At 61.1% G+C, this 26413-nt stretch carries 25 protein-coding genes; 15 read left to right on the forward strand and 10 right to left on the reverse strand.

Annotation, left to right across the window (positions count from 1 at the left end):
- The first annotated feature begins 84 nt into the window (after nucleotides 1-84).
- The 5 genes from M5C71_RS11845 to M5C71_RS11865 all read left to right on the forward strand — a co-directional run bounded on the left by M5C71_RS11845 (nucleotide 85) and on the right by M5C71_RS11865 (nucleotide 5287).
- The gene (locus tag M5C71_RS11845) at nucleotides 85-1206 is read left to right on the forward strand and encodes a beta-ketoacyl-ACP synthase III (RefSeq protein WP_103498703.1); all 1122 of its coding nucleotides are present in this window, start codon (nucleotides 85-87) and stop codon (nucleotides 1204-1206) included.
- Nucleotides 1207-1380: 174 nt separating this feature from the next.
- Nucleotides 1381-1992: an RNA polymerase sigma factor gene (locus M5C71_RS11850; RefSeq protein WP_103498704.1), complete on the forward strand. Its 612-nt coding sequence runs from the start codon at nucleotides 1381-1383 to the stop codon at nucleotides 1990-1992.
- Entirely contained in the window at nucleotides 1986-2225 is a 240-nt protein-coding gene (locus M5C71_RS11855; protein WP_121137776.1) for a zf-HC2 domain-containing protein, read from the forward strand. The genes M5C71_RS11850 and M5C71_RS11855 overlap by 7 nt, the downstream gene beginning before the upstream one ends.
- Nucleotides 2226-2470: 245 nt before the next feature.
- Nucleotides 2471-3850, forward strand: a complete 1380-nt coding sequence (locus tag M5C71_RS11860; RefSeq protein ID WP_248767908.1) for an OprD family porin — start codon at nucleotides 2471-2473, stop codon at nucleotides 3848-3850.
- A gap of 312 nt (nucleotides 3851-4162) precedes the next feature.
- Complete coding sequence (locus M5C71_RS11865) at nucleotides 4163-5287, forward strand: GNAT family N-acetyltransferase (protein WP_152738326.1); 1125 nt, start codon at nucleotides 4163-4165, stop codon at nucleotides 5285-5287.
- Between the two features lie 37 nt (nucleotides 5288-5324).
- Here M5C71_RS11865 and M5C71_RS11870 read toward each other — a convergent pair whose 3' ends face one another.
- The 4 genes from M5C71_RS11870 to M5C71_RS11885 all read right to left on the reverse strand — a co-directional run bounded on the left by M5C71_RS11870 (nucleotide 5325) and on the right by M5C71_RS11885 (nucleotide 9554).
- Nucleotides 5325-7157 (reverse strand): ABC transporter ATP-binding protein, encoded by a 1833-nt coding sequence (locus tag M5C71_RS11870; protein WP_248767909.1) that lies wholly within the window; start codon nucleotides 7155-7157, stop codon nucleotides 5325-5327.
- A gap of 85 nt (nucleotides 7158-7242) precedes the next feature.
- Nucleotides 7243-7809, reverse strand: a complete 567-nt coding sequence (locus M5C71_RS11875) for a peptidylprolyl isomerase (RefSeq protein ID WP_248767910.1) — start codon at nucleotides 7807-7809, stop codon at nucleotides 7243-7245.
- Nucleotides 7810-7812: 3 nt separating this feature from the next.
- The gene (locus M5C71_RS11880) at nucleotides 7813-8616 is read right to left on the reverse strand and encodes an alpha/beta hydrolase (RefSeq protein WP_103499814.1); all 804 of its coding nucleotides are present in this window, start codon (nucleotides 8614-8616) and stop codon (nucleotides 7813-7815) included.
- A gap of 14 nt (nucleotides 8617-8630) precedes the next feature.
- Complete coding sequence (locus tag M5C71_RS11885; protein WP_100938915.1) at nucleotides 8631-9554, reverse strand: LysR family transcriptional regulator; 924 nt, start codon at nucleotides 9552-9554, stop codon at nucleotides 8631-8633.
- Nucleotides 9555-9603: 49 nt separating this feature from the next.
- On the opposite strand from M5C71_RS11885, the gene M5C71_RS11890 reads away from it, so the two are divergent.
- The 3 genes from M5C71_RS11890 (at nucleotide 9604) to M5C71_RS11900 (ending at nucleotide 11779) form a co-directional block, all read left to right on the forward strand.
- A complete protein-coding gene (locus M5C71_RS11890; protein WP_103499815.1) occupies nucleotides 9604-9918 on the forward strand; it encodes a 3-phosphoglycerate kinase in 315 nt (104 codons plus the stop codon).
- A 148-nt stretch (nucleotides 9919-10066) separates the two neighbouring features.
- Nucleotides 10067-10666 (forward strand): FMN-dependent NADH-azoreductase, encoded by a 600-nt coding sequence (locus M5C71_RS11895; protein WP_103499816.1) that lies wholly within the window; start codon nucleotides 10067-10069, stop codon nucleotides 10664-10666.
- 252 nt (nucleotides 10667-10918) lie between these two features.
- Complete coding sequence (locus M5C71_RS11900) at nucleotides 10919-11779, forward strand: carboxylate/amino acid/amine transporter (protein ID WP_103499817.1); 861 nt, start codon at nucleotides 10919-10921, stop codon at nucleotides 11777-11779.
- Here the strand turns inward: M5C71_RS11900 and M5C71_RS11905 are convergent.
- The 3 genes from M5C71_RS11905 to M5C71_RS11915 all read right to left on the reverse strand — a co-directional run bounded on the left by M5C71_RS11905 (nucleotide 11776) and on the right by M5C71_RS11915 (nucleotide 15350).
- Complete coding sequence (locus M5C71_RS11905; protein ID WP_248767911.1) at nucleotides 11776-13074, reverse strand: mechanosensitive ion channel family protein; 1299 nt, start codon at nucleotides 13072-13074, stop codon at nucleotides 11776-11778. The genes M5C71_RS11900 and M5C71_RS11905 overlap by 4 nt on opposite strands.
- 119 nt (nucleotides 13075-13193) lie before the next feature.
- Entirely contained in the window at nucleotides 13194-13967 is a 774-nt protein-coding gene (locus M5C71_RS11910) for an L-iditol 2-dehydrogenase (protein WP_103496474.1), read from the reverse strand.
- A gap of 69 nt (nucleotides 13968-14036) precedes the next feature.
- Nucleotides 14037-15350, reverse strand: a complete 1314-nt coding sequence (locus tag M5C71_RS11915; protein ID WP_103496475.1) for a sugar ABC transporter substrate-binding protein — start codon at nucleotides 15348-15350, stop codon at nucleotides 14037-14039.
- 279 nt (nucleotides 15351-15629) lie between these two features.
- Between M5C71_RS11915 and M5C71_RS11920 the strand changes: the two genes are divergently transcribed.
- The 6 genes from M5C71_RS11920 (at nucleotide 15630) to M5C71_RS11945 (ending at nucleotide 22562) form a co-directional block, all read left to right on the forward strand.
- Nucleotides 15630-16607, forward strand: coding sequence for an AraC family transcriptional regulator (locus M5C71_RS11920; protein ID WP_103496476.1), 978 nt, complete (start codon nucleotides 15630-15632; stop codon nucleotides 16605-16607).
- A gap of 28 nt (nucleotides 16608-16635) precedes the next feature.
- On the forward strand, nucleotides 16636-17982 hold the full coding sequence (locus M5C71_RS11925) for a DEAD/DEAH box helicase (RefSeq protein ID WP_100938924.1): 1347 nt from the start codon (nucleotides 16636-16638) through the stop codon (nucleotides 17980-17982).
- A 250-nt stretch (nucleotides 17983-18232) separates the two neighbouring features.
- Entirely contained in the window at nucleotides 18233-19360 is a 1128-nt protein-coding gene (locus M5C71_RS11930; RefSeq protein WP_248767912.1) for a merozoite surface protein 3b, read from the forward strand.
- A 1-nt stretch (nucleotide 19361) separates the two neighbouring features.
- Nucleotides 19362-20609, forward strand: coding sequence for a DUF6384 family protein (locus tag M5C71_RS33735; RefSeq protein ID WP_248767913.1), 1248 nt, complete (start codon nucleotides 19362-19364; stop codon nucleotides 20607-20609).
- The gene (locus tag M5C71_RS11940) at nucleotides 20609-21973 is read left to right on the forward strand and encodes a hypothetical protein (protein WP_248767914.1); all 1365 of its coding nucleotides are present in this window, start codon (nucleotides 20609-20611) and stop codon (nucleotides 21971-21973) included. Before M5C71_RS33735 ends, M5C71_RS11940 begins: the two co-directional genes overlap by 1 nt.
- A gap of 196 nt (nucleotides 21974-22169) precedes the next feature.
- Nucleotides 22170-22562 (forward strand): transcriptional regulator, encoded by a 393-nt coding sequence (locus M5C71_RS11945; protein WP_248767915.1) that lies wholly within the window; start codon nucleotides 22170-22172, stop codon nucleotides 22560-22562.
- 29 nt (nucleotides 22563-22591) lie between these two features.
- Here M5C71_RS11945 and M5C71_RS11950 read toward each other — a convergent pair whose 3' ends face one another.
- Entirely contained in the window at nucleotides 22592-23461 is an 870-nt protein-coding gene (locus M5C71_RS11950) for a DUF6279 family lipoprotein (RefSeq protein WP_248767916.1), read from the reverse strand.
- A 220-nt stretch (nucleotides 23462-23681) separates the two neighbouring features.
- Entirely contained in the window at nucleotides 23682-23870 is a 189-nt protein-coding gene (locus M5C71_RS11955) for a hypothetical protein (RefSeq protein ID WP_176987101.1), read from the reverse strand.
- A 347-nt stretch (nucleotides 23871-24217) separates the two neighbouring features.
- Here M5C71_RS11955 and M5C71_RS11960 point away from each other — a divergent pair, with 347 nt between their 5' ends.
- A complete protein-coding gene (locus M5C71_RS11960) occupies nucleotides 24218-25054 on the forward strand; it encodes a S1-like domain-containing RNA-binding protein (protein ID WP_100938929.1) in 837 nt (278 codons plus the stop codon).
- 137 nt (nucleotides 25055-25191) lie between these two features.
- Here the strand turns inward: M5C71_RS11960 and M5C71_RS11965 are convergent, their stop codons facing one another.
- Nucleotides 25192-26370, reverse strand: a complete 1179-nt coding sequence (locus tag M5C71_RS11965) for an MFS transporter (RefSeq protein WP_248767917.1) — start codon at nucleotides 26368-26370, stop codon at nucleotides 25192-25194.
- Nucleotides 26371-26413: the final 43 nt, after the last annotated feature.

Here is a 26413-nt window from a genome sequence, read left to right on the forward strand (position 1 = left end):
TTGCCGTTTTGACGGGATTGGCCCTTTTACGTATTGGTACGAATGTGCCAATGCCTTCTGCCTGAACAGAATAGAGGAACGAGCGTGCATAACGTCGTCATCAGCGGCACCGGCCTGTACACCCCGGCCAACAGCATTTCCAACGAGGAGCTGGTGCAGTCTTTCAACAGCTATGTGCAGCAGTTCAACCTCGAAAACGCCGCTGCCATCGAGCGCGGCGAAGTTCAGGCCCTGATCGAGTCGAGTGCCGCGTTCATCGAGAAAGCGTCCGGTATCAAGAGCCGTTTTGTCATGGACAAGGATGGCATTCTCGATCCCCAGCGCATGCGCCCACGCCTGCCCGAGCGTTCCAACGACGAATGGTCGATCCTCTGCCAGATGGCCATCGGTGCCGCCGAACAGGCCCTGCAACGCGCGGGCAAGACCGCCGCGGACATCGACGGCGTCATCGTGGCGTGCTCGAACCTGCAACGGGCCTACCCGGCGGTGGCCATCGAGGTCCAGGAAGCCTTGGGTATCCAGGGCTTCGGTTTCGACATGAACGTCGCCTGTTCCTCGGCGACCTTCGGTATCCAGACCGCCAGCAACAGCATTCAACTGGGCCAGGCCCGGGCGATCCTGATGGTCAACCCGGAAATCTGCACCGGCCACCTGAACTTCCGCGACCGTGACAGCCATTTCATTTTCGGTGATGCGGCGACGGCGGTGGTGGTGGAGCGGGCTGACCTGGCGACCTCGCCTTATCAGTTCGAGATTGTCGGCACCAAGCTGCTGACCCAGTTCTCCAATAACATCCGCAACAACTTCGGTTTCCTCAACCGCGCGGCGGAAGAGGGCATCGGTGCCCCGGACAAGCTGTTTGTCCAGGAAGGTCGCAAGGTGTTCCGTGACGTCTGCCCGATGGTGGCCGAACTCATTGCCGCGCATCTGCAGGAAAACCAGCTGAACATCGGCGATGTGAAGCGCTTCTGGCTGCACCAGGCCAACCTCAGCATGAACCATCTGATCGTCAAGAAGCTGCTGGGCCGTGAGGCCACGGAAGCAGAGGCGCCGGTGATTCTCGACACTTACGCCAACACCAGCTCTGCAGGTTCGGTGATTGCGTTCCACAAGAACCAGGACGATCTGGCGACGGGTTCGCTGGCCGTGCTCAGTTCGTTCGGCGCCGGTTATTCGATCGGTAGCGTGATCCTGCGCAAGCGTTGATCGGCGCCCTCCCGTCTGGCATCGTGTGCGCGCCAGGCGGGAAGGGGGGCTTCCTTGTTCGTTCCGATGCGTTTCAGGGAGCGATCGCTATTCTCGTGTTGAACATGGGGATGGAGCAGCGGCAAAAAAACTGATGCTCTATAACGTCCCGGAAATCCGAACGCGAGGTTGTGAATGGCGGCGATGGACGATAGTCAACTGCTCGAGCGCTTGCTGGCAGGCGAACAACGGGCTTACAAGGAGTTGGTCAGCACCTACCAGAGCGCGATGCGCGCGGTGGCCTATGCCATTGTCGGCAGCCGCCAGGCCGATGAAGCGGTCCAGGATGCCTGGCTGGCCGTGGTGCGCAACCTGGCGGGCTTCCAGGGACGTTCCAGTCTCAAGACCTGGCTGTTGACCATCACCGCCAACGCGGCGAAGAATCGCTACAAGCAGAACCGCCGCGAAGTGCTGCTCGATGACCTGCCGTCGCCCCACGGCACCATCGGCGACGAACGCTTTGCCGCTGACGGCCACTGGGCATTGGCTCCCCACGCCTGGCATGAGGACACTCCCGAGGCCCTGCTCAGCGAGGATGAACTGCGCCAGTGCCTGGAGCACACGCTGTTGAGTTTGTCCGAGTTGCAGAGCAGTGTCTTGTTGTTGCGCGAACGCCAGGGGTTGGAGTTGGAGGAGATCTGTAATCTTCTGGGGATCTCGCTCTCCAATGTCAGGGTGCTGCTGCACAGGGCACGCTTGAAAGTTTTCGCGACCGTGGAGCATTTTGAGGAGACCGGCGAATGCTGACCTGCAAGGAACAAGTGGCACGTTCCAGCGACTATCTCGATGGCCAGTTGAGCTTTCGGGAGCGCCTGATGGTGCGCCATCACTTGATGTTCTGCCCCAACTGCCGGCGTTTTATCCGTCAGATGCGCTTGATGCAGGCCACCCTGAAGCATATGCCCGAACCGCCGGTCGAAAATCTCGAGGCCTTGTCCGCCCAGTTGGCCGCTCAGCGCCAGGATGCTGGAAAACCATAGTTCTAAAAAGCCACTATTTTTCCGCCAAAGCCCCGTAAACCGGGGCTTTGCGATTATTTGTGCCTGTCGGAAAAAGTTCCGCTGTCACAAAACCTTAATCGACCAGAAACCGCTCTGAAATAACCCCACGCCAAGATTCCCTCCCAACAAAGCAGGTCAGGCCCCGGCAATGGCTGCGCACCCGCGTGATGGCAACGGACGCCACAAATAGACCCGAAAAAGTTTGAATCCAGAGGAGCGAAACAATGAACAAGTGCACCTTGGCCCTGGCAGTGGCCGTAGGGGTTTTGTCCCAGCAGGCGTACGCCGATGGGCAAGCTGACGCGAAAGGTTTTATCGATGGCGCTACGTCGACCCTGGGTCTGCGTAACTTCTACATCAACACCGATAACCGTAGCGGCAAGCCCGCTCAGAACCTGAACTCGGAATGGGGCCAAGGCTTCGATCTGCGCTTCAACTCTGGTTACACACAAGGTACCGTAGGTTTCGGCCTTGATGTTATTGCCCTGGAAGGTATTCGTCTGGACACCGGTGGTGGTACCAACGGTGCGAGCAAAACCTCTGCTGGCGGCACGGTATTCCCGACCGAAGCCACCAACGGCAACAATGCCAAGGCAGTCAATGATTTCGGTAGCCTGGGCCTGACCGGTAAAGTCCGCGTTTCGCAGACCGAACTGAAGATCGGTACCCTGCTGCCGAACAACCCGGTGATCAAGTACAACGATGGTCGTCTGCTGCCACAAACCTTCACCGGTGGCCAGATCACTTCGAACGAGATCAAGGATCTGACCCTGACCCTCGGTCAGGTCGAGAAAGCCAAGGGCCGTAACTCGAGCAACGACGAAGATCTGTCGATTGCCGGTGCCAACGCCAGCTCGAACTACTCCCAGGGTACTGCGGGTCGGTTCAGCAACAAGTTCCAGTACGCCGGTGCCGACTACAAGATCACCAAGGATCTGGTCGCTTCCTACTACTTCGGCGAACTGAAAGACTTCTACTCGCAGAACTTCCTGGGTCTGGTACACAACTGGGCCATCGGTCCGGGCGTGCTGAAAAGCGACCTGCGTTACTACCGTAGCCGCGACAACGGTGCCAACGGTAACACCTCTGCTTACTACACCACTGGTTACTTCCCTGATAACGCACCTGTGACCAAGGGCAAGGTCGACAACGACCTGTACAGCTATCTGGCCCTGTACTCGGTTGCCGGTCACACCTTCGGCGCTGGTTATCAGTACACCAAAGGCGACAGCGACTTCCCATGGTTGAACCAGGGAGACGGCTCGTCCAACAGCACCATCACCGACATGCAGATCCAGAAGTTCGCCCGTGCCGGCGAGCGTACCTGGCAAGCTCGTTACGCCTATGACTTCGCCAAGGTCGGCGTACCTGGCCTGACCGCCGGTATCATCTACCTGCATGGCGACAATATTCAGAACACCGCAGGCAACCAGAGCGAGTGGGAACGTGATATCAGCCTGTCCTACGTGATTCCTGAAGGCCCCCTCAAGAACCTCGGCTTCGCCTGGAAAAACGCCATGTGGCGTACCAGTACCCTCGTTTCCACTGGTGGCGACCAGGACGAAAACCGTCTGATCGTCAGCTACACCATTCCACTGTTGTAAGCTCCGCTCTTTTGGCGCCCCGCTCGACGCTCTGTCGCGCGGGGCGTTTTTTTTTCTGGCTTTCGGACGTGCTCAGGGAGCTGTCCTTGCGCGTTACCTGCCCTCAAAGCCCTCGGTCGAACAGCCCGGCCGCTGTTCTGTAACCTTCTGGAATGGTGTGCCCAGGCGACTTTCAAGTCCAATGAAATAGTTTTTAAGATTCCCTTCCCGGCGGACTTTCAGAACGCTATCGGTTTTCCGTTCTACCTGTCGCCCTTCCTGCCACACATGCGCGATACTCGCTCTGCATGTTGCACCTGCCTGGGGATATCGATGCCGTTACAACGTCTGCAAAGCCTCTCTGAGGTCGCTGCCGAGCAATGGGATGCGCTGGTGCCCGACGGCCAGCCATTCCTCAGCCATGGGTTCCTGAGTGCCTTGGAAGACAGCGGCAGCCTCGGTCCGCACTCGGGCTGGCAGCCGGAGCATCTGTTGCATGTGGAGGACGGTCGGCTGCTGGCGGCCCTGCCGAGTTATCGCAAATGGCATTCCTATGGCGAATATGTGTTCGACCACGGCTGGGCCGAGGCCTGCGAGCGCGCGGGCATCGCCTACTACCCCAAGCTGTTGACCGCCGTACCGTTCAGTCCGGTGGGCGGCGCGCGATTGCTGGCGGCCAAGGCCGAGGACGGTTTCGAGTTGCTGGCCGCCTTGCCGGGTTATCTGGAGATCGAAGAGCTTTCCAGCGCCCATATCAACTTCACCGATGCCCTGGCCGATGCCGCCCTGGGCGAACAACCCGGCTGGCTGCTGCGTTACGGTTGCCAGTTTCATTGGCAGAACCGCGGCTACCGGGATTTCCAGGACTTCCTCGATACCCTGAGTTCGCGCAAGCGCAAGCAGATGCGCAAGGAGCGCGAGCAGGTCGCCGGACAGGGCTTCGATTTCCAATGGCTGGAAGGCCGTGAGTTGAGTGAAGCCCAGTGGGACTTCGTCTACGCCTGTTATGCCAATACCTATGCGGTGCGACGCCAGACGCCCTACCTGACCCGGGAATTCTTCAGCCTGCTGGCCGAGCGCATGCCCGAGTCGATCCGCGTGGTCCTGGCCAAGCAGGGCGGGCGGCCGGTGGCCATGGCTTTCAGCCTGATCGGCGGCGACAGTTTCTACGGGCGTTACTGGGGCTGCCTGGCGGAGTTCGACCGGCTGCATTTCGAGACCTGCTTCTACCAGGGCATGGACTACGCCATCGCCCAGGGTTTGCAACGCTTCGATGCCGGTGCCCAGGGCGAGCACAAGTTGATTCGCGGTTTCGAGCCGGTGATCACCCACTCCTGGCATTACCTGCGTCATCCGGGGTTGCGCACGGCGGTGAAGGATTTCCTCGCACAGGAACGGGTGGGCATTCTGGCCTATGCCGAAGAGGCGAAGGCGGCACTGCCTTACCGGCAGGCCTGATGGGTCAACCGCCCCCTTCCGAGGGCGATGGTGACGTTCAATCGATACCGACAAACCCGCCGGTCTGGTGCTGCCACAGGCGTGCATATAGGCCGCCATGGGCCAACAGCTCGGCATGACTGCCGGTTTCGGCGATCCGGCCATTTTCCAGGACCACCAGGCGGTCCATGCGGGCAATGGTCGACAGACGGTGGGCAATGGCGATCACGGTCTTGCCTTCCATCAGGGTTTCCAGGCTTTCCTGGATCGCCGCTTCCACTTCCGAATCCAGGGCCGAGGTCGCTTCGTCCATGATCAGGATCGGCGCGTCCTTGAGCAGGACCCGGGCAATCGCGACGCGCTGGCGCTGGCCACCGGAGAGTTTCACCCCGCGCTCGCCGACATGGGCGTCGAAGCCGGTGCGGCCCTCGGCATCCGACAGCAGCGGGATGAACTCATCGGCCCGGGCCTTGCGCACCGCTTCCCAGAGTTCGGCGTCGCTGGCATCGGGTTTGCCGTAGAGCAGGTTGTCGCGGATCGAACGGTGCAGCAGCGAAGTGTCCTGGGTAATCATGCCGATGCGTTCGCGCAGGCTTTCCTGGGCGACTTCGGCAATGTCCTGGCCATCCACCAGGATCCGCCCGCCTTGCAGGTCATAGAGCCGCAGTAGCAGGTTGACCAGGGTCGACTTGCCGGCCCCCGACGGACCGATCAGGCCGATTTTCTCCCCCGGACGAATCGTCAGGTTGAGGTCGCTGATCACCCCGCTGCGTTTGCCGTAGTGGAAGTCCACATGCTCGAAGCGCACCTCGCCCTGGGTGACCCTCAGGCGCGGCGCCTGCTCGCGGTCGGTGACGCTGACTGGTTGGGCGATTGTCTGCAGACCGTCCTGGACCATGCCGATATTTTCGAAAATGCCGTTGACCACCCACATGATCCAACCGGACATGTTGACGATACGGATCACCAGGCCGGTGGCCAGGGCAATGGCGCCGACCGAGATCAGCGACTGGGTCCACAGCCACAGCGCGAGGCCCGTGGTGGTGACGATCAGCAGGCCGTTGAGGCTGGTGATGACGACGTCCATGCTGGTCACCACGCGGGCCGCCAGTTGGGTTTTTTCGGTCTGCTCCACCAGGGCATCACGGGCGTATTGCTGCTCGAAACGGGTGTGGGCAAACAGCTTCAGGGTGGTGATGTTGGTGTAGCCGTCGACGATCCGGCCCATGAGTTTGGAACGGGCTTCGGAGGAAATCACCGAGCGCGCCTTCACCCGTGGCACGAAGTAGTACAGAGCGCCGATGTAGCAGGCGATCCAGATCAGCAGCGGGATCATCAGGCGCCAGTCGGCCTCGACGAACAGCACCAGGGAACTGATGACATAGATCAGCACATGCCAGATGGCGTCGACGGCCTGGACGGCGGAGTCACGCAGCGAGTTGCCGGTCTGCATGATGCGCTGGGCGATACGTCCGGCGAAATCGTTCTGGAAGAAGTTGAGGCTCTGCCTGAGCACATAGCTGTGGTTCTGCCAGCGAATCAGGCTGGTCATGCCCGGGCTGATGGTCTGGTGCACCAGCAGGTCGTGCAGGCCGAAGAAAATCGGCCGCAGGATCAGGGCGACCACGGCCATCCACAGCAGTTCGCGGCCATGGACCTGGAAGAATTCGGTATTGGGCGTGCCCTGGGCCAGGTCGATGATCCGGCTCAGGTAGCTGAACAGCGCCACTTCGATCAGCGCGGCGAACAAGCCGACGATCAACAGCGCGACGAAGCTTGGCCAGACCTGGCGCAGGTAATACAGGTAGAAGGGCAGGACAGTGTTCGGCGGAGCGGCAGTGGGGGCGTCGCGGAAAATATCGATCAGTTGTTCAAAACGACGATAGAGCATGGGTTCTGACGCCCGTCAGGCGGGCTCTCCTTGAAGATGAAGCGGCGCAAGCCACGGGCATCCGGCCTGAAGCTTGCGCCTGCCATTAGTCGATCCGTTTGGCCGACTTGATATACACCGGGTCCGACGGCACGTCCGACATGCCCTGCTTGGTGGTGGTCGGCGAGTTGACGATGATATCGACCACCTCCATGCCCTTGACCACCTTGGCGAAGACCGCATAGCCGGCATCGCGGCCCGGGTCGAGGAAGTCATTGTCCTTCACGTTGATGAAGAATTGGCTGGTGGCCGAGTTCGGGTCCGAGGTCCGCGCCATCGACAAGCTGCCGCGCACGTTGTGCAGGCCGTTGCTGGCTTCGTTCTTGATCGGCGCCTGGGTCGGCTTCTGCGACATTTGCGCGGTGAAACCGCCGCCCTGGACCATGAAGCCCGGAATCACCCGGTGGAAGATGGTGTTGTTATAGAAACCACTGTCCACGTAGGCGAGGAAGTTCTTGGTGCTGATCGGCGCATGCACCGGGTCCAGCTCGATTTCAATGGTGCCGTTGGTGGTCACCAGTTCCACATGGGGCGCCTTGACGGCATCGGTGGCGGCCATCAGGTTGGCGGCAAAGAGGACGGAGCCGGTGAACAGGGCGATTTTTTTCAGCATGGTTCAGTGATCCTGGGTGGTGGTTTCGACTGCGGTTAGAAACTCAAGCAGGGTTTGGTTGAAGACCTGGGGTTGATCCAGCGGCGTGGCGTGGCGTGAGTCGGCGATCACCACCAGACGCGCATCGGGAATCAGTTTGACATAGCTTTCCTTCAGCGCGACCGGTGTGTAGTCATGGTCGGCGCTGACAATCAGGGTTGGACAGGCAATCCGTGAAAGTTGTTCCTGGACACCCCAGCCGACGATGGCATCGAAGCTGGCGAGATAAGCACGTTTGTCGTTTCTTGCCCAGCGTTCGGTCATCTTGCGCCGCAATTCTGCCTGTTCGGGTTTTGGGAACAGCATCACGCTCAAGGCCTTGCCGATGCGCTTCGGACCCAGCAGACGGGCCAGGCTCCAGCGCTTGGCCCATTGCAGGTAGTCGCCGGGCTTGCGGACCTTGACTTCGGGCGCGCTGTTAACCACGCACAAGCTCTTGAACATTTGCGGCTGATCCACTGCCAGTTGGAAACTGATCATCCCGCCCATGGACAGGCCCACCAGGTGCGGAGGGTCCAGTTTCAGGTGTTCGATCAGGGCCATTACATCGGCGCTGAACCCAGCGATGCTGTAGCGCTGGCGAGGCTTGTCGGAGCGACCGTGGCCGCGCATGTCCATGACGATTACCCGGTGCTGCGCTGACAATGCCGGTATCTGCATTTCCCAGTCGAGGGTGCTGGACCCCAGGCCATGTATCAACAGCACCGGTGTGCCCTGGCCGTATTCCTCATAGTGCAGCGTACAACCTTCGTGTTCGAAATAGGCCATCGGTCAACGTCCTGTCAGGCTTGCTGGGGAGCGGCGAAGGGGGCGTCCAGCGGCGCGGTGTCGAAGGTGCGCAGCAGTTCGATGAGAATCTGCGTGGCCGGCCCCAGGGGTTTGTCCTTGTTCGAGTACAGGTAGAAGGTCGGGTGGCGGCTGCCGCCCTGATCCAACGGTAGCACCTTGAGCAGGCCTTCCCGGATTTCCCGTTCGATCATGTGTCGCGGCAGCCAGGCAAAGCCCAGGCCGTTGCCGATAAAGGTCGCGGCGGTGGCCAGGCTGCCGACGGTCCAGCGCTGCTCGGCACCGAGCCAGCCGACATCGCGCGGTTGCTGGCGGCCGGAGTCACGGATCACCACCTGCAGCTGGCTTTCCAGGTCCTGGAAGGTCAAGGTGCGTTGCAGGCGGTGCAGGGCGTGTTCCGGGTGGGCGACGGCGACGAACTCCACCGCACTCATCTCGGTGCCCAGGTAACCGGGGATATTGAAGCCGCTGATGGCCAGGTCCGCGACGCCTTCGAGGAGGACTTCCTCCACCCCCGACAGCACTTCTTCGCGCAGGCGCACCCGGCAACCGCGGCTCTGTGGCATGAACGCGGTCAGCGCACGGACCAGGCGGGCATTGGGGTAGGCGGCGTCCACCACCAGGCGCACTTCGGCTTCCCAGCCCTGCTCCATATGGTGGGCCAGGTCTTCCAGCTGGCTGGCCTGTTTCACCAGTTGCCGGGAGCGCCGCAGCAATACGCCGCCGGCCTCGGTGAGCACGGCCTTGCGCCCGTCGATGCGCAACAGCGGCACCCCGAGCTGATCCTGCATGCGGGCCACGGTATAGCTGACGGACGACTGCGAACGATGCAGGGCTTCGGCGGCCTGGGCGAAGCCGCCGTGATCGACCACGGCCTGCAGCGTTCGCCATTGATCAAGGGTCACGCGGGGCGCTTTCAAGTTGGGTTCCTCTTGTCCTAAGCTGGCGGTCCCTAATGGAGACCGCCGAATGAGAAAAATCTGTTGTGTGTTGCTGGCCATGCTGCCCTTGACGGCATTCGCCTATCCCATCGAGGTCGAAAAACAACTCAACGGCCTGAGCATCGACTACACGACCTTCGATACCGATACGGATATCGGTTCCATCCAGGTGAACAACTACGGGAAAACCGACGCGTTGTGCACCGTGGTGTTCCGTAACGGCCCCGAGGCCCCACGGACCCGCAAGCTCGATCTGCCGGCCGGGAAGAGCAAGAATGCCAGCGCCAAATTCACCCGCAGCATCATCCGGTTGAGCCTGGGACTGACTTGCGTAGCGAAATGACCCTCCAGGAGCATTCTGCCAAGCATGCTCCGCCTATCAACAAATTTATAGATAGGTTGTAGTCATTTTTTCGGCTTTTTTATCGGCTAAGTGCTGTTTAATCTTCACTTCATCGACTTACAGCCCCTAGCGATGGAGCCTACATCCCATGTCCCGCGTACTGATCATCGAAAGCAGCGCCCGCCAGCAAGACTCGGTTTCCCGCCAGTTGACCCAGCAATTCATCGGTCAATGGCAAGCCGCTCACCCGGCCGATCCGATCACTGTCCGTGATCTGGCAACCGATCCGGTGCCGCATCTGGACAGCCACCTGCTGGGCGGCTGGATGAAACCCGTCGAGCAACGTACGGCCATCGAGAAGGCGGCGCTGGAGCGCTCCAACCAACTGACCGACGAACTGCTGGCGGCGGACGTGCTGGTGCTGGCCGCGCCGATGTACAACTTCGCAATCCCGAGCACCCTCAAGGCCTGGCTCGACCATGTGCTGCGGGCCGGCCTGACCTTCAAGTACACCGACACCGGCCCGCAAGGGCTGCTGGTCGGCAAGCGAGCCTATGTCCTGACCGCGCGCGGCGGGTTGTATGCCGGTGGCACCAACGATCATCAGGAACCCTACCTGCGCCAGGTGCTGGCGTTTATCGGTATCCACGACGTCACCTTCATTCATGCCGAAGGCCTGAATATGGGTGGCGACTTCCAGGAAAAAGGCCTGAACCAGGCCAAGGCGCGGATTGCCCAAGTTGCTTGAGGGCTTAATGTTCAGCTAATCGCCGATTGTTTTAGTAGCAACAGTTCTTCAAGTAACCCCTTCAAGTTGTACGCGCAGAACCTCCCTTTGCACTGGTTGCTCCCTGAGTGCATGCAACCCGATCCGGCCGCCCAGCCCGATCGGGTTTTTTTTCGCCTCGGATTCCTTGTGCGGCAGAAAGTCGCTAAGGTCGCGGCCATTCGATGGCAGGCCCGTTCCTTTTGTGGGATGGGCGGCAATATGTGAGGGCTTATGGGTTATCTACTTTTCGTCACGCTGCTCCAGGCGTTTTCCTTCAGCCTGATCGGTGAATACCTGGCCGGTCATGTCGACAGCTACTTTGCCGTGCTGGTGCGGGTGCTGCTGGCCGGGCTGGTGTTCATTCCCTTGACCCGCTGGCGCCAGGTGGAGCCGGCGTTCATGCGCGGCATGCTGCTGATCGGCGCCTTGCAGTTCGGCGTCACCTACGTCTGCCTGTACCTGAGCTTCCGGGTGCTGACGGTGCCGGAGGTGCTGCTGTTCACCATCCTTACACCGTTGCACGTGACCCTGATCGAAGATGCCTTGAACCGACGCTTCAATCCCTGGGCCTTGCTCGCGGCACTGGTGGCGGTGGCCGGTGCGGCGGTGATCCGCTACGACCGGATCAATCCGGATTTCTTCATGGGCTTCCTGCTGCTGCAATTGGCCAACTTCACCTATGCCGCCGGACAGGTGCTCTACAAGCACCTGGTGGCGCGTCATCCCAGCGACCTGCCGCATTACCGGCGTTTCGGCTATTTCTACCTGGGCGCGCTGGCGGTGGCATTGCCGGCGTTCCTGTTGTTCGGCAAGACCAATTACCTGCCCGAGGGGCCGCTGCAATGGGGCGTGCTGGTGTTCCTCGGACTGGTCAGCACGGCGCTGGGGATGTACTGGTGGAACAAGGGCGCGTGCCTGGTCAATGGCGCCACGCTGGCGGTGATGAACAACCTGCATGTGCCGGTGGGGCTGCTGATCAACCTGTTGATCTGGAACCAGCATGAACCCTTGGGGCGATTGTTCTTCGGCGGCCTGGTGATTCTTGCGGCAGTCTGGATCAGCCGCCTGGGCGCGCGTCCGCTCAAAGCCTAGAGCGCGTGCTCCTGCGGCTCGGGAATATGGCTGGCGCCCAACAGCGCCGGCAACATCCCGGCCCGCAGGTCGTTGCCGCTCGGCTGCTGGTACAGGCTCAGGCCGAACTCCGGCAGCACCGCCAGCAGGTAATCGAAAATATCCCCCTGGATACGTTCGTAGTCGGCCCAGGCGGTGGTGGAGGTGAAGCAGTAGATCTCCAGCGGTACACCCTGGGCCGTGGTCTGCATCTGGCGGACCATGCAGGTCATGTCCGGCTGTACTTCCGGATGACTCTTCAGATACGCCAGGGCGTAGGCGCGAAAGGTCCCCAGGTTGGTCATGCGTCGACGGTTCGCCGCCATCGCCGCGACATTGCCCTGGGCTTCGTTCCAGGCCTTGAGCTCGGCCTGCTTGCGAGCGATGTAGTCGGTGAGCAGGCGCACCCGGCTCAGCCGCTGTTCTTCGTCATCGTGGAGGAAACGCACGGCGCCGGCGTCGATGAACAGGCTGCGCTTGATCCGCCGGCCACCGGATTGCTGCATGCCGCGCCAGTTGCGGAACGACTCGGACATCAGCCGCCAGGTCGGGATCGAGACGATGGTCTTGTCGAAATTCTGCACCTTGACCGTGTGCAGGGTGATGTCCACCACATCGCCGTCGGCGCCGACCTGGGGCATCTCGATCCAGTCGCCGACCCGCAGCATGTCATTGCTGGTCAACTGCACGCTGGCGACGAAGGACAGCAGGGTGTCCTTGTAGACCAACAGGATCACTGCCGACATGGCGCCCAGGCCCGAGAGCAGCAACAGCGGCGAACGGTCGATCAGCGTGGCGACGATCACAATGGCTCCGAATACGAACAGCACCATCTTCGCCAACTGCACATAACCCTTGATCGAGCGCGTGCGCGCATGTTCGGTGCGTGCGTAGATATCCAGCAGGGCATTGAGCAGGGCGCTCATGGCCAGTACCTGGAACAGGAAGGTAAAGGCCAGCGCGACATTGCCGAAGAAGATCAGGCCGTTCTTGCTCAGCTCCGGCACCAGGTGCAGGCCGAACTGGATCACCAGCGAGGGCGTGGTCTGCGCCAGGCGATGGAAGACCTTGTTCTGCAGCAGGTCATTGACCCAGTGCAGCGCCGGCTGGCGCCCGAGCAGACGGGCGGTATGCAGGATCACATAACGCGCGACCCGGCCGAGCACCAGCGCCACGATCAGCAACAAGGCCAGGCCCAGCCCGGTTTGCAGCAGGGGATGTTGATCGAGGGCGCTGAAAAAGTCCTGGGCGCGCAGCCAGAGCTGTTTGATATCCATGGGGGACGACGAATCTTCTGAAGGAAATGATCGGGGGGATTAGATCATTTAACACCGGGAAGATGACCGTTGAAGACAAATCCGCTCACAAAAATCTCGCTGGCGAGGGGCCTTCGATATCAGCTCATCCAGTTCCCCCCATCGACGTTGTAGGTTTGCGCAACGACGTAATCGCTCTCCGCCGATGCCAGGAAGATTGCCATCCCCGTCAGGTCTTCAGCGGTGCCCATCCGGCCATAGGGGACTTGCGCCCCCACCTGTTTCTTCTTTTCTCCCGGGGGGAGGTGTTCATGCCGGGCGAACAGGGCATCGACGCCGTCCCAATGCTCGCCGTCGACCACCCCGGGGGCGATCGCATTGACGTTGATCCTGTGCTTGATGAGGTCCAGCCCGGCTGACTGGGTCAGGCTGATCACGGCCGCCTTGGTCGCGCAGTACACCGCGACCAGGGCTTCGCCGCGACGCCCGGCCTGGCTGGCCATGTTGATGATCTTGCCGCCATGACCCTGGCTGATCATCTGCTTCGCGGCGGCTTGAAGGGTAAACAGCGTACCGGCCACGTTGATGGAGAACAGGCGCTCGTAGCTTTCACGAGTGATCTCGCTGATCGGTGCCAAATCAAACAACGCGGCGTTATTGACGAGGATGTCGAGTTTGCCGGCCTGGGTAATCACCGTGGCAATGGCGTCGTCGATAGAGGCCTGATCGGTGACGTCCATTTTCACCGCATAAGCCTTTGGGCCCAGTTCGGCGGCGGTCGCCTGTGCGCGTTCAAGATTGATATCGGCGATCGCCACGCTGGCGCCTTCGCGGATGTAGGCCACGGCGAATGAGCGGCCTATGCCTCGGGCCGAACCCGTCACCAGCGCGCTTTTTCCTTCAAGTCGTTTCATCAGATGGGCTTCCTGTTCACGAAAATGAGCGGCTGTCGGCCGAAGGGCTGCGACAGCCGGTGGTGCGGATTATTTTTTCGGGTAACCCGCGCGCTGCATGTCCTTGGCCGTGGCTATCTGCGCAGCGCTCAGGGCCTGCTCCACCGACATCTGGCCGGTGAGCGCGGCGGAAAACAGCTTGCCCACCGAGGTGCCAATGGCCTGGAACTCGGGAATCGTCACGTACTGGATGCCGACATAGGGCACGGGCTTGGCCGAGGGGCGGGCGGGGTCGGCGTTCTGCATCATTTGCAGGGTGATTTTGGCAAAGGGTGCTGCCTTCAGGTAGGCATCGTTGTAGGTGGACAGACGGGTGCCCGGCGGCACATTGGTGATGCCGTCCTTGTCGGCGACCAACTGTATGTAGTCTTTCGATGTGGCCCAGGTGATGAACGCCTTGGCGGCCTCTTTGTGCCGGGACGTCGTGGGTATCGCCAATGACCAGGCATACAGCCAGGACGAACCCTTGTCTGTGACCTCGACCGGTGCCGGGGCGAAGCCCACCGTGTCGGCGACCCGGCTTTGGGTCTTGTCCGTGGTAAAGGAACCGGCGACGCTTGCATCGACCCAGATGGCGCATTTGCCGCTGTTGAACAGGGCCAGGGTTTCGTTGAAACCATTGCTTGAAACGCCTGGCGGGCCGTAATTCTTGAGGGTGTTGACGTAGAAATTGGCCGCGGCGGTCCACTCGGGCCCGGTCAGTTCGGGTTGCCATTGCTCATCGAACCAGCGCGCTCCGAAGGTGTTGGCCAGGGTGCTCAGCAGCGCCATGTTCTCGCCCCAACCGGCTTTGCCACGCAGGCACATGCCGTATTGCTCTTTATCGGGGTGGTGCAGTTTGGCGGCAAACTCGCCGAGCTGGGTCCAGGTCGGATGCTCGGGCATGGTCAGCCCGGCCTGCTTGAGCAGGTCCGTGCGGTAATAGGTGACTGTGCTTTCACCGTAGAAGGGCAGGGCATAGAGGGTGTCGTTGAGCGACAGGCCCTGGCGCACCGACGGGAAGATATCGGCGACATCGTAGGCCGCCGGCAGATCCTTCATCGGTTCCAGCCAATGCTTGGCGGCCCACAGCGGCGTTTCGTAGGTGCCGATGGTCAAGACGTCAAACTGTCCGCCTTGTGTTGCAATATCGGTGGTCAGCCGTTGGCGCAGGACGTTCTCTTCCAGCACGACCCAATTCAGCCTGACGTCGGGATGCTGTTCTTCGAAAACCTTGGAGAGCCGCTGCATGCGGATCATATCGCTGTTGTTCACCGTCGCGATGGTGAGGGTTTCGGCGGCTTGGGCGGCACAGGCCAAAGACAAACCAGCGGACAGAATGAGCGCGTGATGCCGGGTCTTCATGATGCTCTCCACTCCACGCCGGTGGCGCGGAATTATTATTGTTGTTGTAAACCGTGGCTGGTCAAAAATGTCTCGGACCGCAGCGGGTGACGGCTGGATTACACCAGCTCGCGAAAGGCGCAACAAACGCGTTGAGGACGAGAAACCGATACTTTTTTAATCGCGCCGCCTGGTCCCTGCAAAGATCAAAAAAGTACCAGTCATGGGTAATACCTTGGGTAGCGAACACCCTTTGATCCGGCTATGTTGCTGTTCAGAACTATAAAAAAGGGGCAAGCCATGCCTGATCGCCGCGCCGCGCTATTCGAGCAGCCCCCGGCCGAGCTGGAGGTCATCCTGCCTCAGCCGGAGCACAGCTTTCGCTGGTATGAGCACGACTATCCCTACGCGCTTGCGCGCTGGAATCATCATCCCGAATACGAAATCCATCTGATCCGCCAGGGGAGCGGCAAACTGGTGGCGGGCGACTACATCGGTGCGTTTGCCGCCGGCCACGTGGCGATGATGGGGCCGGACCTGCCCCATGACTGGATGGGTGACCTGGCGCCGGGGGAGCATCTGCAGGGGCGAGATGTGGTTTTGCAGTTCGACGGTGCGGCGCTGCTGGCCCTGCGCGAAGTCATGCCCGAGCTTGGCGATTTGCAGGTGCTGTTCGAGCGCGCCCGGCGGGGCCTGGAGTTCACTGGCGAAACGGCCCTTGAAGCGGCACGGCTGCTGGAAGCCATCGGTCCTGCCCAGGGTTTGCCGCGTTTGCTGATGTTCCTGCAGTTGTTGAACACCCTGGCGAGTGCTCCGGTGACAGAGGCGTGCTGTCTGGCCAGCACCTGCTATATGCCTGCGCTGGATGCGAAAAGCTCCGAACGCATCCATAAAGCCTTCGATTACCTGCTTCGGGAGCTGACGGGAGATGTCCGGCTGTCAGTGATCGCCGGGCAGTTGGGGATGAGCGAACCGGGGTTCTCGCGATTTTTCAAACGTATTACCGGGCATGGCTTTATCGACCTTATGCGCAAGCTGCGGGTCCAGCGCGCCTGCCGTTTGTTGCTGCAAACCCAGATGTCGGTGGCGGACATCTGTTTCGAGGTGGGCTACTGCAACCTCTCCAATTTCAATCGGCACTTTCGTGTGGAGATGAACCAGACCCCGACCGACTATCGTCGTGCCAACCCATTCAGCGCACAAAAACAGCGCTGTTTGTCGCGCTTTTCACAAAGAAACTCGGCCTCGGCGCTCGAAACCGTTACCCTATGCCGCTGATATTTTGTATTTCTTCGAGGTAGCACCCGTGTTTTCCGAATTCGCCCTGCACGAACGCCTGCTCAAAGCCGTGGCCGAGCTTAAATTTGTCGAGCCTACGCCCGTGCAGGCCGCGGCCATTCCACTGGCGTTGCAGGGGCGTGACCTGCGGGTGACGGCGCAAACGGGTAGCGGCAAGACCGCCGCGTTCGTCCTGCCGATCCTCAATCGCCTGATCGGCCCGGCCAAGGTTCGCGTCAGCATCAAGACCCTGATCCTGCTGCCAACCCGCGAGCTGGCCCAGCAGACCATCAAGGAAGTCGAGCGTTTCGCCCAGTTCACCTTCATCAAGTCCGGCCTGATCACCGGTGGTGAAGATTTCAAGGTCCAGGCCGCCATGCTGCGCAAGGTGCCGGATATCCTGATCGGCACCCCGGGGCGGATGATCGAGCAACTGAACGCCGGCAACCTGGACTTGAAAGAAGTCGAAGTGCTGGTGCTCGACGAAGCCGACCGCATGCTCGACATGGGTTTTGCCGAAGACGTGCAGCGCCTGGTGGACGAATGCACCAACCGCCAGCAGACCATGCTGTTCTCCGCCACCACCGGCGGTTCCGGCCTGCGCGACATGATCGCCAAGGTTTTGAACAACCCTGAGCACCTGCAGCTCAATGCGGTCAGCCAGCTGAACGACACCACGCGCCAGCAGATCATCACCGCCGACCACAACCAGCATAAAGAGCAGATCCTCAACTGGTTGCTGGCCAACGAGACCTATCAGAAAGCCATTGTCTTCACCAATACCCGGGCCATGGCCGACCGTATCTACGGCCGCCTGGTGGCCCAGGAATACAAGGCTTTCGTCCTGCACGGCGAGAAGGACCAGAAGGACCGCAAGCTGGCCATCGACCGCCTGAAGCAGGGCGGGGTGAAGATCCTCGTGGCCACCGACGTCGCCGCTCGCGGCCTGGACGTGGACGGCCTGGACATGGTGATCAACTTCGATATGCCGCGCAGCGGCGACGAATACGTGCACCGTATCGGTCGGACCGGGCGTGCCGGTAACGACGGCCTGGCGATCTCGCTGATCTGCCATGGCGACTGGAACCTGATGTCGAGCATCGAACGCTACCTCAAGCAGAGCTTCGAGCGCCGCACCATCAAGGAAGTCAAGGGCACCTATGGCGGGCCGAAGAAGGTCAAGGCTTCGGGCAAGGCTGTCGGCGTGAAGAAGAAAAAGACCGACGCCAAGGGCGACAAGAAGAAGTCGGCCGCCAAGGCACCGACCAAACGCAAGATCGCCAACCGGCCGAAGACCGATGCCCTGTCGTTGGTCAGCAAGGACGGCATGGCGCCGCTCAAGCGCCGCAAGCCGGAAGCCCCGGCTGCCGAATAACCCGCTATCGGTTGCGTGAAAACGCAGTGAAGCGGTTGCTCTCCCACCAATGCCCCGACTTGTCGGGGCATTGGCGTTTTTGTGGGGCGATGCTTGCGCAGCTGCCCTTCAAATAGTGAAGGGCGGTAGTGGCACTTTGCTAAAAAACGGCAGTCAGATGGGAACTTCAACAACGACGCTCTGGTATTATTTCGCGTTCACGTTGGCAGGATGATGGAGCCCTGGAAGGCTCCGTATAGGGAATATGCTCATGAACTACCTCGAACGCTCCATGTCTGCCTTGCGCTCCATCGGCATCACTTTCCCGGAGCAGAATGCTCCCGTGCTGGCACTGCTGGACAAGGTATCGGTGTATGACGCCACCCGCGTCACCGCCATCGCCGCCACGCTGCAACAGTCCACGGTGTTCAATGCCGTGGTCCGCGACAAGTTGCAGAGCATGGACGTCAGCACCCGTTATGCCGATATCGCCGCCAGCTTCGATTCGATCCAGGCCGATGCCCGGCAGATGATGGAATGGATGGCCGACGGCAAGCTGCAATTCTCCGAGCGCATCCAGCTGGGCTGGATGAATATGCGCCGCGGTTCGATCCCGGATCGCTTCGAGAGCATTCGCAAGAACTACCTGGATGTGGCGAAGTCGGCCAATGAGCAGATACAGCTGGAAAGCCTGATTCTCGAAGCCTATCAGGACTATCGCCTGGCGATGAAAACGGCCGAGATAGATGCCTGCGAAGTGCAGAAAATCGCCCAGGCGAAGATGGATAGCGGGCGCCAGGGCCTGACCGAGGCTGGCGCGGCCCTGGAGGGTGCCGAGCTGGAAGCGACCGAACGGGCCAAGCTCGAACTGGCACGGGATGTCGCCTTGCGCGACCTGCAGGACGAGGACAAGCGTTACCAGATCATCACCGATATCGCCGATCAACTGAAGACCGCCTACAACGCGGCCGAGCTGGTGTTTGCGCGCCTGAGCCAGTACCACAGCGTCAAAGAGCGGCTGTACCAGCGTGCCGTGAGCTTTTTCGCCACCAACGAAATCGTCCTGACCGGCCTGGCAGCGGGCTTTACTTCGTCCGGCGGGCTGGCCGAAGTGACCAACACCCTGAATGCGATGAACCAGGGGATCAACTCCAGCCTGGAGATCCAGGCCAAGGTCGGCGGCGAGCAGCTGAATGCGGCGTTGAAGGCCGGCTACGGCTCGACCCTGAAGGCCAGCTCGGTCAAGGCCCTGGCCGATGCCGTGGTGGACTTCCAGGCCAGCAGCCTGAGTCTGATCCAGGAACTGCGCAAGGAGTCCTCGGCGGCGGCGGCGGAAATCGAGTCGATCACCGAGGACAGCAAGCGTCGCTTCAGCGCGCTCCTGCAAAAGGGGATCTGAAGTGAGCAACGTTGTCTCCCTCACCGAGCAGATGGGGGCCATGGCGCTGATCGACGAGATGCGTTTCAGCCAGGCCGAACTGCAGAAACAGCTGGACCTGCCCAAGCATCGCTTGCGGGTGGCCGAGCAGATCCGTGAGTTTTACCGGGCCAAGGGCATCGAGGTGGAGGATGCCCTGGTCGAAGAGGGCGTTCGCAACTTCTTCGCCAACCGCCTGACGTATCAGGCTCCGGCAACTTTCGGCTCGATGACCCGGCTGCTGGCACGGGTCTATATCACTCGTGGACGCTGGCTGCTGCCTACGGTAGGTGTCCTGGGAGTTGGGTTGTGGGTGCTGTTGGTTGCGCCGTCGGTCTCGGAGTTTTCTGCTCAGGCGTCGCTGAGCGCAGCACAGGGTCGAGTGGATGAGGCTAGGGCGCTGGTTGCAAGCCATGCCGGGCAGCGTGAGCAGTTGGAAAAGCGTGTCTCCACGCTGAAGGCCGATGGGCTTGTGGCGAATTTGCCGGCGGCGCGGCAGGTATTTGAACAGACCGGGCCGGTGCTGGAGACCGCGCGTGCAGCAGAACGGATCACGCTGCCGGTGCACGTCACGGAACAGAGTTACAAAGAGGACTCCAAGCTGGCCGCCTCGGCGGTCAAGAGCCTGAAGAAGGACAGTGCCGACATGAAGGCACTGGCGACTCAGCTGGATGCGCTGAGCGCGCAAACGGACACGATCAGGCCCTGGTTGACGAAGCTGCAGGATGCGCAGGAACAAGTGCGCAAGATGGGCTTGAGCAACGCCGATGCCGGGCAGTTCCAACCGCTGTTTGCCAAGGTCGATCAGGCCGTCAAGGTCATGGATGCGACGGCCGCCGAACAGGGATTGAAGGAGGTTGAGCAACTGCGGGCGATAGCGGCGACACCCTTGACCCTGGAAGTGGTCAGCCGTACCGGCGAGAAGTCGATGGTTGAGCGCAATTTCGATCCGACCGGGGGCAAGTCCTGGTACCTGCTGGCCGAGGCGCTCGACGCCTCGGGCAATGTCGTCCCGTTGCCCATCACCAGTGTCGAGACCGGGGAGCGGCGTTATGCCTCGATCTTTGGCGTGCGGGTCAATCAGGCCACCTACCAGGCGGCCAAGAATGACAAGCAGGCAGATGGCCTTGTCGATGATCGCCTGATGGGGAAAAAGGCGGCCAACTCGCTGTCCTTTGCGTTCGTCAAAGGACCGGTCAAAACCAAACCTGATTACATCCTGGAGTGGTAATGAACGCGAGCCGCATAGAAGCTTCCATCCGCGACAACTCCCGGAACCTGGAGGCACAGCTGCGCCAACTGCAGCTCGAGTTGTCCGCTGCCCACGATCAGGAGTTGCGCCTGCAGCAGGGGCTCGGCAACGCCTTTCCGCATATCGCCAATTATCAGCTGTCCGGCGGTGCCCCGCTGTCTGTCGAGGTTCAGCGTTTGCTCGACCAGCGCGAGCAGGCGGAGGCCGCTTTGCGTCAGGAGCTGGCGCAGGTGGAGGAGGGCATTGCCGGGCAGTTGCAGGTGATCTCGGGCTTGGCCGAGGCGCTTGAGACCCAGGTGGCGGACCTTGATCAGCAAGTCGAGCAGGACCTCCGGGCCCAGCAGCAGGCCGCCTTGATCAGCGAGGCCGACGAGCAGTCCTACAAGGAACTGCGCGATGAATGTCGGCTCAAGCTCCAGGCATTCCAGGCCGACCCGCTTTATGTCTATCTGCGCGACCGCGGATTCGGTACCGAGGGTTATGTCGGTCGGTTTGTCTGGCGCGGGCTGGACCGTTGGGTGGCGCGACTGTGCAATTTCACCCAGAACAGTGCCGCCGAGCGCACGCTGCTGGCCATGCAGCGGGCCAATGAAGCAGTTGGCAAGGAGCGTCAGGCAAATCGGGCGGCCCAGGAGGCCGAGCGCGCGCGGCTGCATCAACGTGCCCTGTCCGCCAGCGATCTGCCGGTCTTGCAAGAGCGTCAGCGGCAAGCGCAGCAGGCGCTGGAAGCGGGCAAGGCGCAGGCCAATGCGCTCCATCAGCGCCTGGCGCCCTACGTCAGCAAGCGTGACGAGGGTTTCGCCAAGGCCTCCGAGCTGTTGTCCCGGCAACTGGCCGAGATGAATGACCTGACCCTGGAGCACCTGGCCGGACAGACCCAGGGTGCGCAGGATGACGAGCTGGTGCGCAGGGTACGTGATCTGCGCGCTGAGCTGGAGGTGTTGCGGTTGCGCGTGCCTTCTCTGGAGCGGCAGTGCCGGGACGCCGAGGCCAGCTATGAGCTGGCCAAGCAACTGGAGCGTACGTTGCAGTCAGGGGGACTCATCAGTTCCCGCTACGACTATCAGAACGTGGATCTTGATGGCTTGCTCGTCGGGTTCATGCGGGGCGCCCTGTCGCTCTCCCAGGTGGTGAGTGAGGTGGACAATAACCGCGAGTTCATCAGGGTTGCTCCCAGCCCGAGCAGCAGTGCCCGTTCGAGCAGCAGTCGGAGCCGCGGTTCGCACAGCAGTTCGGGCAGCTTCTTTGGGGGCGGTTCGTCGGGCGGTTCCAGTTCCGCTAGCTCGTCCGGTTCTTCCAGCTCAGGGAGTGGCGGCGGGTTCTCCACCAGCGACAGTCTCTAGATCGAAAGGTCTGACGGAACAAGGACGGGGCGGCGCAGGCTGCCCCGTGTCGTTTCTCCCGGGCTCGATCGGCCAGGCGTCGGGCGGTTTCCGCCCAATGGTCATCCGTGGGTGCAAACCGGCTGAACCGTCATGGCCGACACTACTCTATCCTTATGCAGGGCTTCTCACTCTCACACGTGAAGGGTTAATCAGGATGACGACTTACAACTGGGAACTGATCGAACGTTTGCTCCATGAGGTGCAGAACAGCGCCGGTCATAGCTTCGCCCCCCGGGCCTACGCCGAGGAGCACGCCACGGCCCAGGCCGCGCAGGGACAGGTGACGGGCAATCTCGATGACCTGAAGGCGCTGGCGGCCGATTACGAACGGCTGCTGCTCAAGCACGACTATATCGAGAGCCGCCCGGAGGACGAGGGCGGTAATGGCGAGAACTTTATCCTTACGCCGCGTGGCTCTGCCCTGTTGAGCCTGCTCGACAGCAGCATTCCCGGCAACGATCACCCTTTGCAGGTACTCGACGAGCAGGTTGATGCGCTGGACCCGGCCACCTTCGATCAGTTGGCCGCCAAGGTGCAGATCGCCTGAGTCCCGGGCCAACAGACGACGGTTTTTGCTCAACCGCCCTGAGCGGTTTTCAGGCATTTGAGCTGTGAGAAGTCCTGACGCATTTCGTCGATCTTCTTCAGCAGTCGTATCTGTTGTTCGGCGTTGCTCTCGGCCATCAACGCCACCAGCAGGCTGCGGGTGGCCTGCTCCGCACGCTCGTGGGCCTGGCGGTACTCGGTGGTCCACAGGCTGTCCTGATCTTGCAGCAACTGTTCGATCCGTTGCGGGAAGTCCGCGCGCTGGCGCTGTTCGACCGCCTTGCTCAATTGCATCTGCCAGTTCATCCGGTTGGCCACCCATAGCCGGTTCTGTTCGCCGAGGCTGGTGGACCAGGCGGTGATGCGCTGTTGCTGGCTCAGGCTCAATGGCCCCAGCCAGCCCTTGAGGCGCTTGCTCATGCGCTCGGCGCGGTCGCGGATCTGTTCGTCGACGGGCGGGGTCACGTACTCCGCTCGATGTTCACGCTGATCCTTGGCAAAAGCCTGGCTCATCTCGCTTACCTGTTGATCGCTCAGGCCCCGCAGCAACTCGACCGCCGAGGGCGTGACGGTGCGCGTGACCTGGGCAATCGCCTGGCGGGCCTCGGCGGTGCGGGCCTGCACGTTGGCATCGGTGACCTGACGGGTTTCGACCATCTGCTGCACGTGCTCGAGCCAGTCCAGGTAGTCCGGCAGTTGCGTGGTGCAATGCCAGTGCAGGTGCTCCTTGAGGCGTTCGCGGAACCAGTCTTTCTGCCCGCGGTTCATGTCCACGTAGTCGCCGAGGGTCCAGGGAATGATCACATCGAGGTTGCGATAGGCCAGGCTTGCCCGCGAGCAGGCACCGATGGCCAGGCTCAGGAACAGCAACCAGAAGAGGGAGGTCAGCCGGTACGACATGGACGAATCCTGATGGGGACACCTTTCCATGGAACGCTTCTGCGGCCAGTGGTTCAACCGCTCAATGGTTTCCAACGATGACCATGGCGGCTGATACGGGCGCAAGGGGACTTGTGCACGGGTGATCGGCGCGGTATCTGCAATGGGGGCGGGAGTGTTGCTTCAGCCCTGCGCCTTGAGGTTCAAAGCGCAGAGTGGCTTGGGTGTTGCGCGGGGGGAATTACTTTTTGCCGAGGGTGATCTGTTTCGACGGGCCGAAAGTCTGGCCGCTGACGCCTTTGGCAATTTGCTGGATCTCGCCGCCGGATTTCAGGAAAGCCGCAATTTGCTCGTTGATCGAATCGCTGGTTTCAACGGCTGGAGCGGGCTTTGCTTTGCTGTTCGATGCTTTTACGCGCATGGCGGCCATTAACCTGTGTAGATATTAACTGGATCGATCATTCTACCTGAAAGGCTTGACAATTGCTTGATAAATATCCAGGGCAAAGGTAGTGGGGTATTCGCCAAGACGTGGTGGGGGCCTTGTTATTATTGGCTAAGCTACTGTTTTGACTCGTAACCCGGCCTCGATATTTTCCACCCAAGGGTAGATTTTCAAGGGGGAGTGCAGCCAGCGGTCTGACGAACGGGCCTGTTTCTATCGGCAACCCCTTGAAAATCAAGCCTTGCAGCGGGCTTTTCAGCCGGGGGCAAGGGCTGTGAAACAGCGTCGTCAAACTCGGGTAGAATGCCAGCCACGCAATGAGGGTATTGGAAATGGCTTTAGTCGGGCGTTATAACAGCTTGCAAGTGGTTAAACACACTAATTTCGGTTTGTATCTGGACGGCGGCGCGGACGGCGAGATTCTTCTGCCCAACCGTTATATCCCCAAGGATATTCCCAGTGAAGATGAAGACTGGCTGAATGTTTTCATTTATCTGGACAGTGCTGACAAGTTGATTGCCACCACGGAAAAACCCAAAGTTCAGGTCGGTGAATTCGCCAGTCTCAAAGTCAAGGAAGTTAACAGTATTGGTGTGTTCCTCGATTGGGGATTGCCCAAGGATCTGCTGTTGCCGTATTCCGAAGAGAAGCGCCAGTTGAGCGCCGGCGACTATTGCGTGGTGCATGTCTACCTCGACAAGCATACCCGTCGTATCACCGCCACGGCCCGCCTGGATCGCTACCTGGACAAGACTCCGGCCAGCTACACGCCCGGCCAGGAAGTCGACCTGCTGGTGGCCGAAGCCACCGACATGGGCTTCAAGGCGATCATCAACAACAAGCATTGGGGGCTGATTCACAAGAACGAAGTGTTCAAGTTCCTGCGGGCCGGCAAAGAGGAAAAGGGCTTTATCAAGGAGATCCGCGCCGACGGCAAGATCAGCCTGAGCCTGCAACCCGTCGGCGAAGAAGCTTCCGGGAGCCTGAACAGCAAGATCCTCGCCAAGTTGCGTGAAAACAACGGTGTGCTGGCGGTCAGCGACAAGAGCGATCCGACCGTGATCAGCGGTTTGTTCGGGGTCAGCAAAGGCAACTTCAAGAAAGCCATTGGTGCGCTCTACAAGCAAGGGCAGATTGTGATCCATGCCGATCGCATCGAATTGAGCTGAGTGTGGATGTTGCCCGGGCTGACGTCATCGCCGGCAAGCCAGCTCCCACAATAATCGCGTTTCAGCGTGATTCTGTAGGCGCCGGCTTGCCGGCGATGGACTGCGTAGCTGTCCTGCCTGTCGCAACCCTGCAAGGCTCAGCGTCGCACCAGGGCCACCCCGGGTGTTGCGGCCGCCACCGGCCGCAACACCACCAATCCCGCCAGTACCAGGCCGCTGCCCGCCACGATCAAGGCCGGTTGCAGGCCACCGCTGAAGTGGCTGCTCAAGGCCGCGAGCAACGGCCCGCAGAGCTGGCCGATGGCGAAACAGGCGGTCAGCCACCCGGCATTGCGATGGGTGGCGTGCGGCGCCAGTTCCCGCGAGCGCTGCATGACCAACTGCATGCAGGCGAGGAACGGCGTACCGCAGAGAATCACACCCAGCACCAGCCCCAGGCCGCTCGACAACAGGCAGGCGAAGACCCCGGCGGCCTGCAGCCAGAGCGTCACCATCAACCAGCGACGGGTACTGTCGGGTTTGGCGCGCCGCAGGCTCACCAGCACCACGCCAAGGGCCGCGACCAAGCCGAAGCCGGGCCAGAACAGATCGGCCTGCCATTGCCCGTGGAAGTGCGCACTGGCCATCTGCGAAAGAAAGGTCGCCGGAATGATGTAGCCCAGGCCGTACAAGGCATAGACCAGGCCCAGATGACCGATGGATTGCTGTTCTGTGTCCACGATCACGGGTGCGGCTGTGGTTGTGGCCACGGGTGTGGCGCTCGGCAGCGGCAGGAAGGGCAGGATCAACAGCAACATCAGCAGGCCGACGCCGGCGTACACCAGCCACAGGGTCGACGAGTTCTCTCCCAGCAGGTTCGAGCCCAGCGCCAGCAAGCCGGTGAGCACGATGCCCAGGCCGGGACCGGCAAACACCCAGGCACCCAGGCGTGGACGGCCGACGGCATGGGCCAGCGGCTGGCTCAGGCTGGTGATCATGACCACTACCCAGGCACTTGCCACCCCGGTGCCGAAGCGCAGCAGCCAGTGTGACCAGAACCCATGGGCCCAGTACGAGGCCAGGGTCAACAGCACGCATAACCACAGGCCGGCGAGCAGGCGCAGGCGGACATGGTGCGCGCGCCGGGCGAACATGGCGTCCACCGCGCCCAGCAGGTAGCCCAGGTAATTGGCGGCGGCGATCAGGCCGCCGGCGGTCAGGTCGATCTGGCCTTCGCTGATCAGGTGCGGCAGTTGCGGGGTCAGGGCAAAGCGGCCCACCCCCATGGCCATCATCAGGGCGATAAAGCAGGCGGTTAAACGAATCAGAGGTGACATGGCGTCATTTCCCGGCAGAGGACTATGACCGTCAGGCTAGGAT

This window comes from Pseudomonas sp. MWU12-2345, from assembly GCF_023242385.1.
Classification (GTDB): domain Bacteria; phylum Pseudomonadota; class Gammaproteobacteria; order Pseudomonadales; family Pseudomonadaceae; genus Aquipseudomonas; species Aquipseudomonas gingeri_D.

Coding starts and splice junctions, on each gene's coding strand:
- M5C71_RS11850 (WP_103498704.1), top strand. CDS start 1,381: ATGGCGGCGATGGACGATAGTCAACTGCTCGAGCGCTTGCTGGCAGGC.
- M5C71_RS11855 (WP_121137776.1), top strand. CDS start 1,986: ATGCTGACCTGCAAGGAACAAGTGGCACGTTCCAGCGACTATCTCGAT.
- M5C71_RS11860 (WP_248767908.1), top strand. CDS start 2,471: ATGAACAAGTGCACCTTGGCCCTGGCAGTGGCCGTAGGGGTTTTGTCC.
- M5C71_RS11865 (WP_152738326.1), top strand. CDS start 4,163: ATGCCGTTACAACGTCTGCAAAGCCTCTCTGAGGTCGCTGCCGAGCAA.
- M5C71_RS11870 (WP_248767909.1), bottom strand. CDS start 7,157: ATGCTCTATCGTCGTTTTGAACAACTGATCGATATTTTCCGCGACGCC.
- M5C71_RS11875 (WP_248767910.1), bottom strand. CDS start 7,809: ATGCTGAAAAAAATCGCCCTGTTCACCGGCTCCGTCCTCTTTGCCGCC.
- M5C71_RS11880 (WP_103499814.1), bottom strand. CDS start 8,616: ATGGCCTATTTCGAACACGAAGGTTGTACGCTGCACTATGAGGAATAC.
- M5C71_RS11890 (WP_103499815.1), top strand. CDS start 9,604: ATGAGAAAAATCTGTTGTGTGTTGCTGGCCATGCTGCCCTTGACGGCA.
- M5C71_RS11895 (WP_103499816.1), top strand. CDS start 10,067: ATGTCCCGCGTACTGATCATCGAAAGCAGCGCCCGCCAGCAAGACTCG.
- M5C71_RS11900 (WP_103499817.1), top strand. CDS start 10,919: ATGGGTTATCTACTTTTCGTCACGCTGCTCCAGGCGTTTTCCTTCAGC.
- M5C71_RS11905 (WP_248767911.1), bottom strand. CDS start 13,074: ATGGATATCAAACAGCTCTGGCTGCGCGCCCAGGACTTTTTCAGCGCC.
- M5C71_RS11910 (WP_103496474.1), bottom strand. CDS start 13,967: ATGAAACGACTTGAAGGAAAAAGCGCGCTGGTGACGGGTTCGGCCCGA.
- M5C71_RS11915 (WP_103496475.1), bottom strand. CDS start 15,350: ATGAAGACCCGGCATCACGCGCTCATTCTGTCCGCTGGTTTGTCTTTG.
- M5C71_RS11920 (WP_103496476.1), top strand. CDS start 15,630: ATGCCTGATCGCCGCGCCGCGCTATTCGAGCAGCCCCCGGCCGAGCTG.
- M5C71_RS11930 (WP_248767912.1), top strand. CDS start 18,233: ATGAACTACCTCGAACGCTCCATGTCTGCCTTGCGCTCCATCGGCATC.
- M5C71_RS11940 (WP_248767914.1), top strand. CDS start 20,609: ATGAACGCGAGCCGCATAGAAGCTTCCATCCGCGACAACTCCCGGAAC.
- M5C71_RS11945 (WP_248767915.1), top strand. CDS start 22,170: ATGACGACTTACAACTGGGAACTGATCGAACGTTTGCTCCATGAGGTG.
- M5C71_RS11950 (WP_248767916.1), bottom strand. CDS start 23,461: ATGTCGTACCGGCTGACCTCCCTCTTCTGGTTGCTGTTCCTGAGCCTG.
- M5C71_RS11955 (WP_176987101.1), bottom strand. CDS start 23,870: ATGGCCGCCATGCGCGTAAAAGCATCGAACAGCAAAGCAAAGCCCGCT.
- M5C71_RS11960 (WP_100938929.1), top strand. CDS start 24,218: ATGGCTTTAGTCGGGCGTTATAACAGCTTGCAAGTGGTTAAACACACT.
- M5C71_RS11965 (WP_248767917.1), bottom strand. CDS start 26,370: ATGTCACCTCTGATTCGTTTAACCGCCTGCTTTATCGCCCTGATGATG.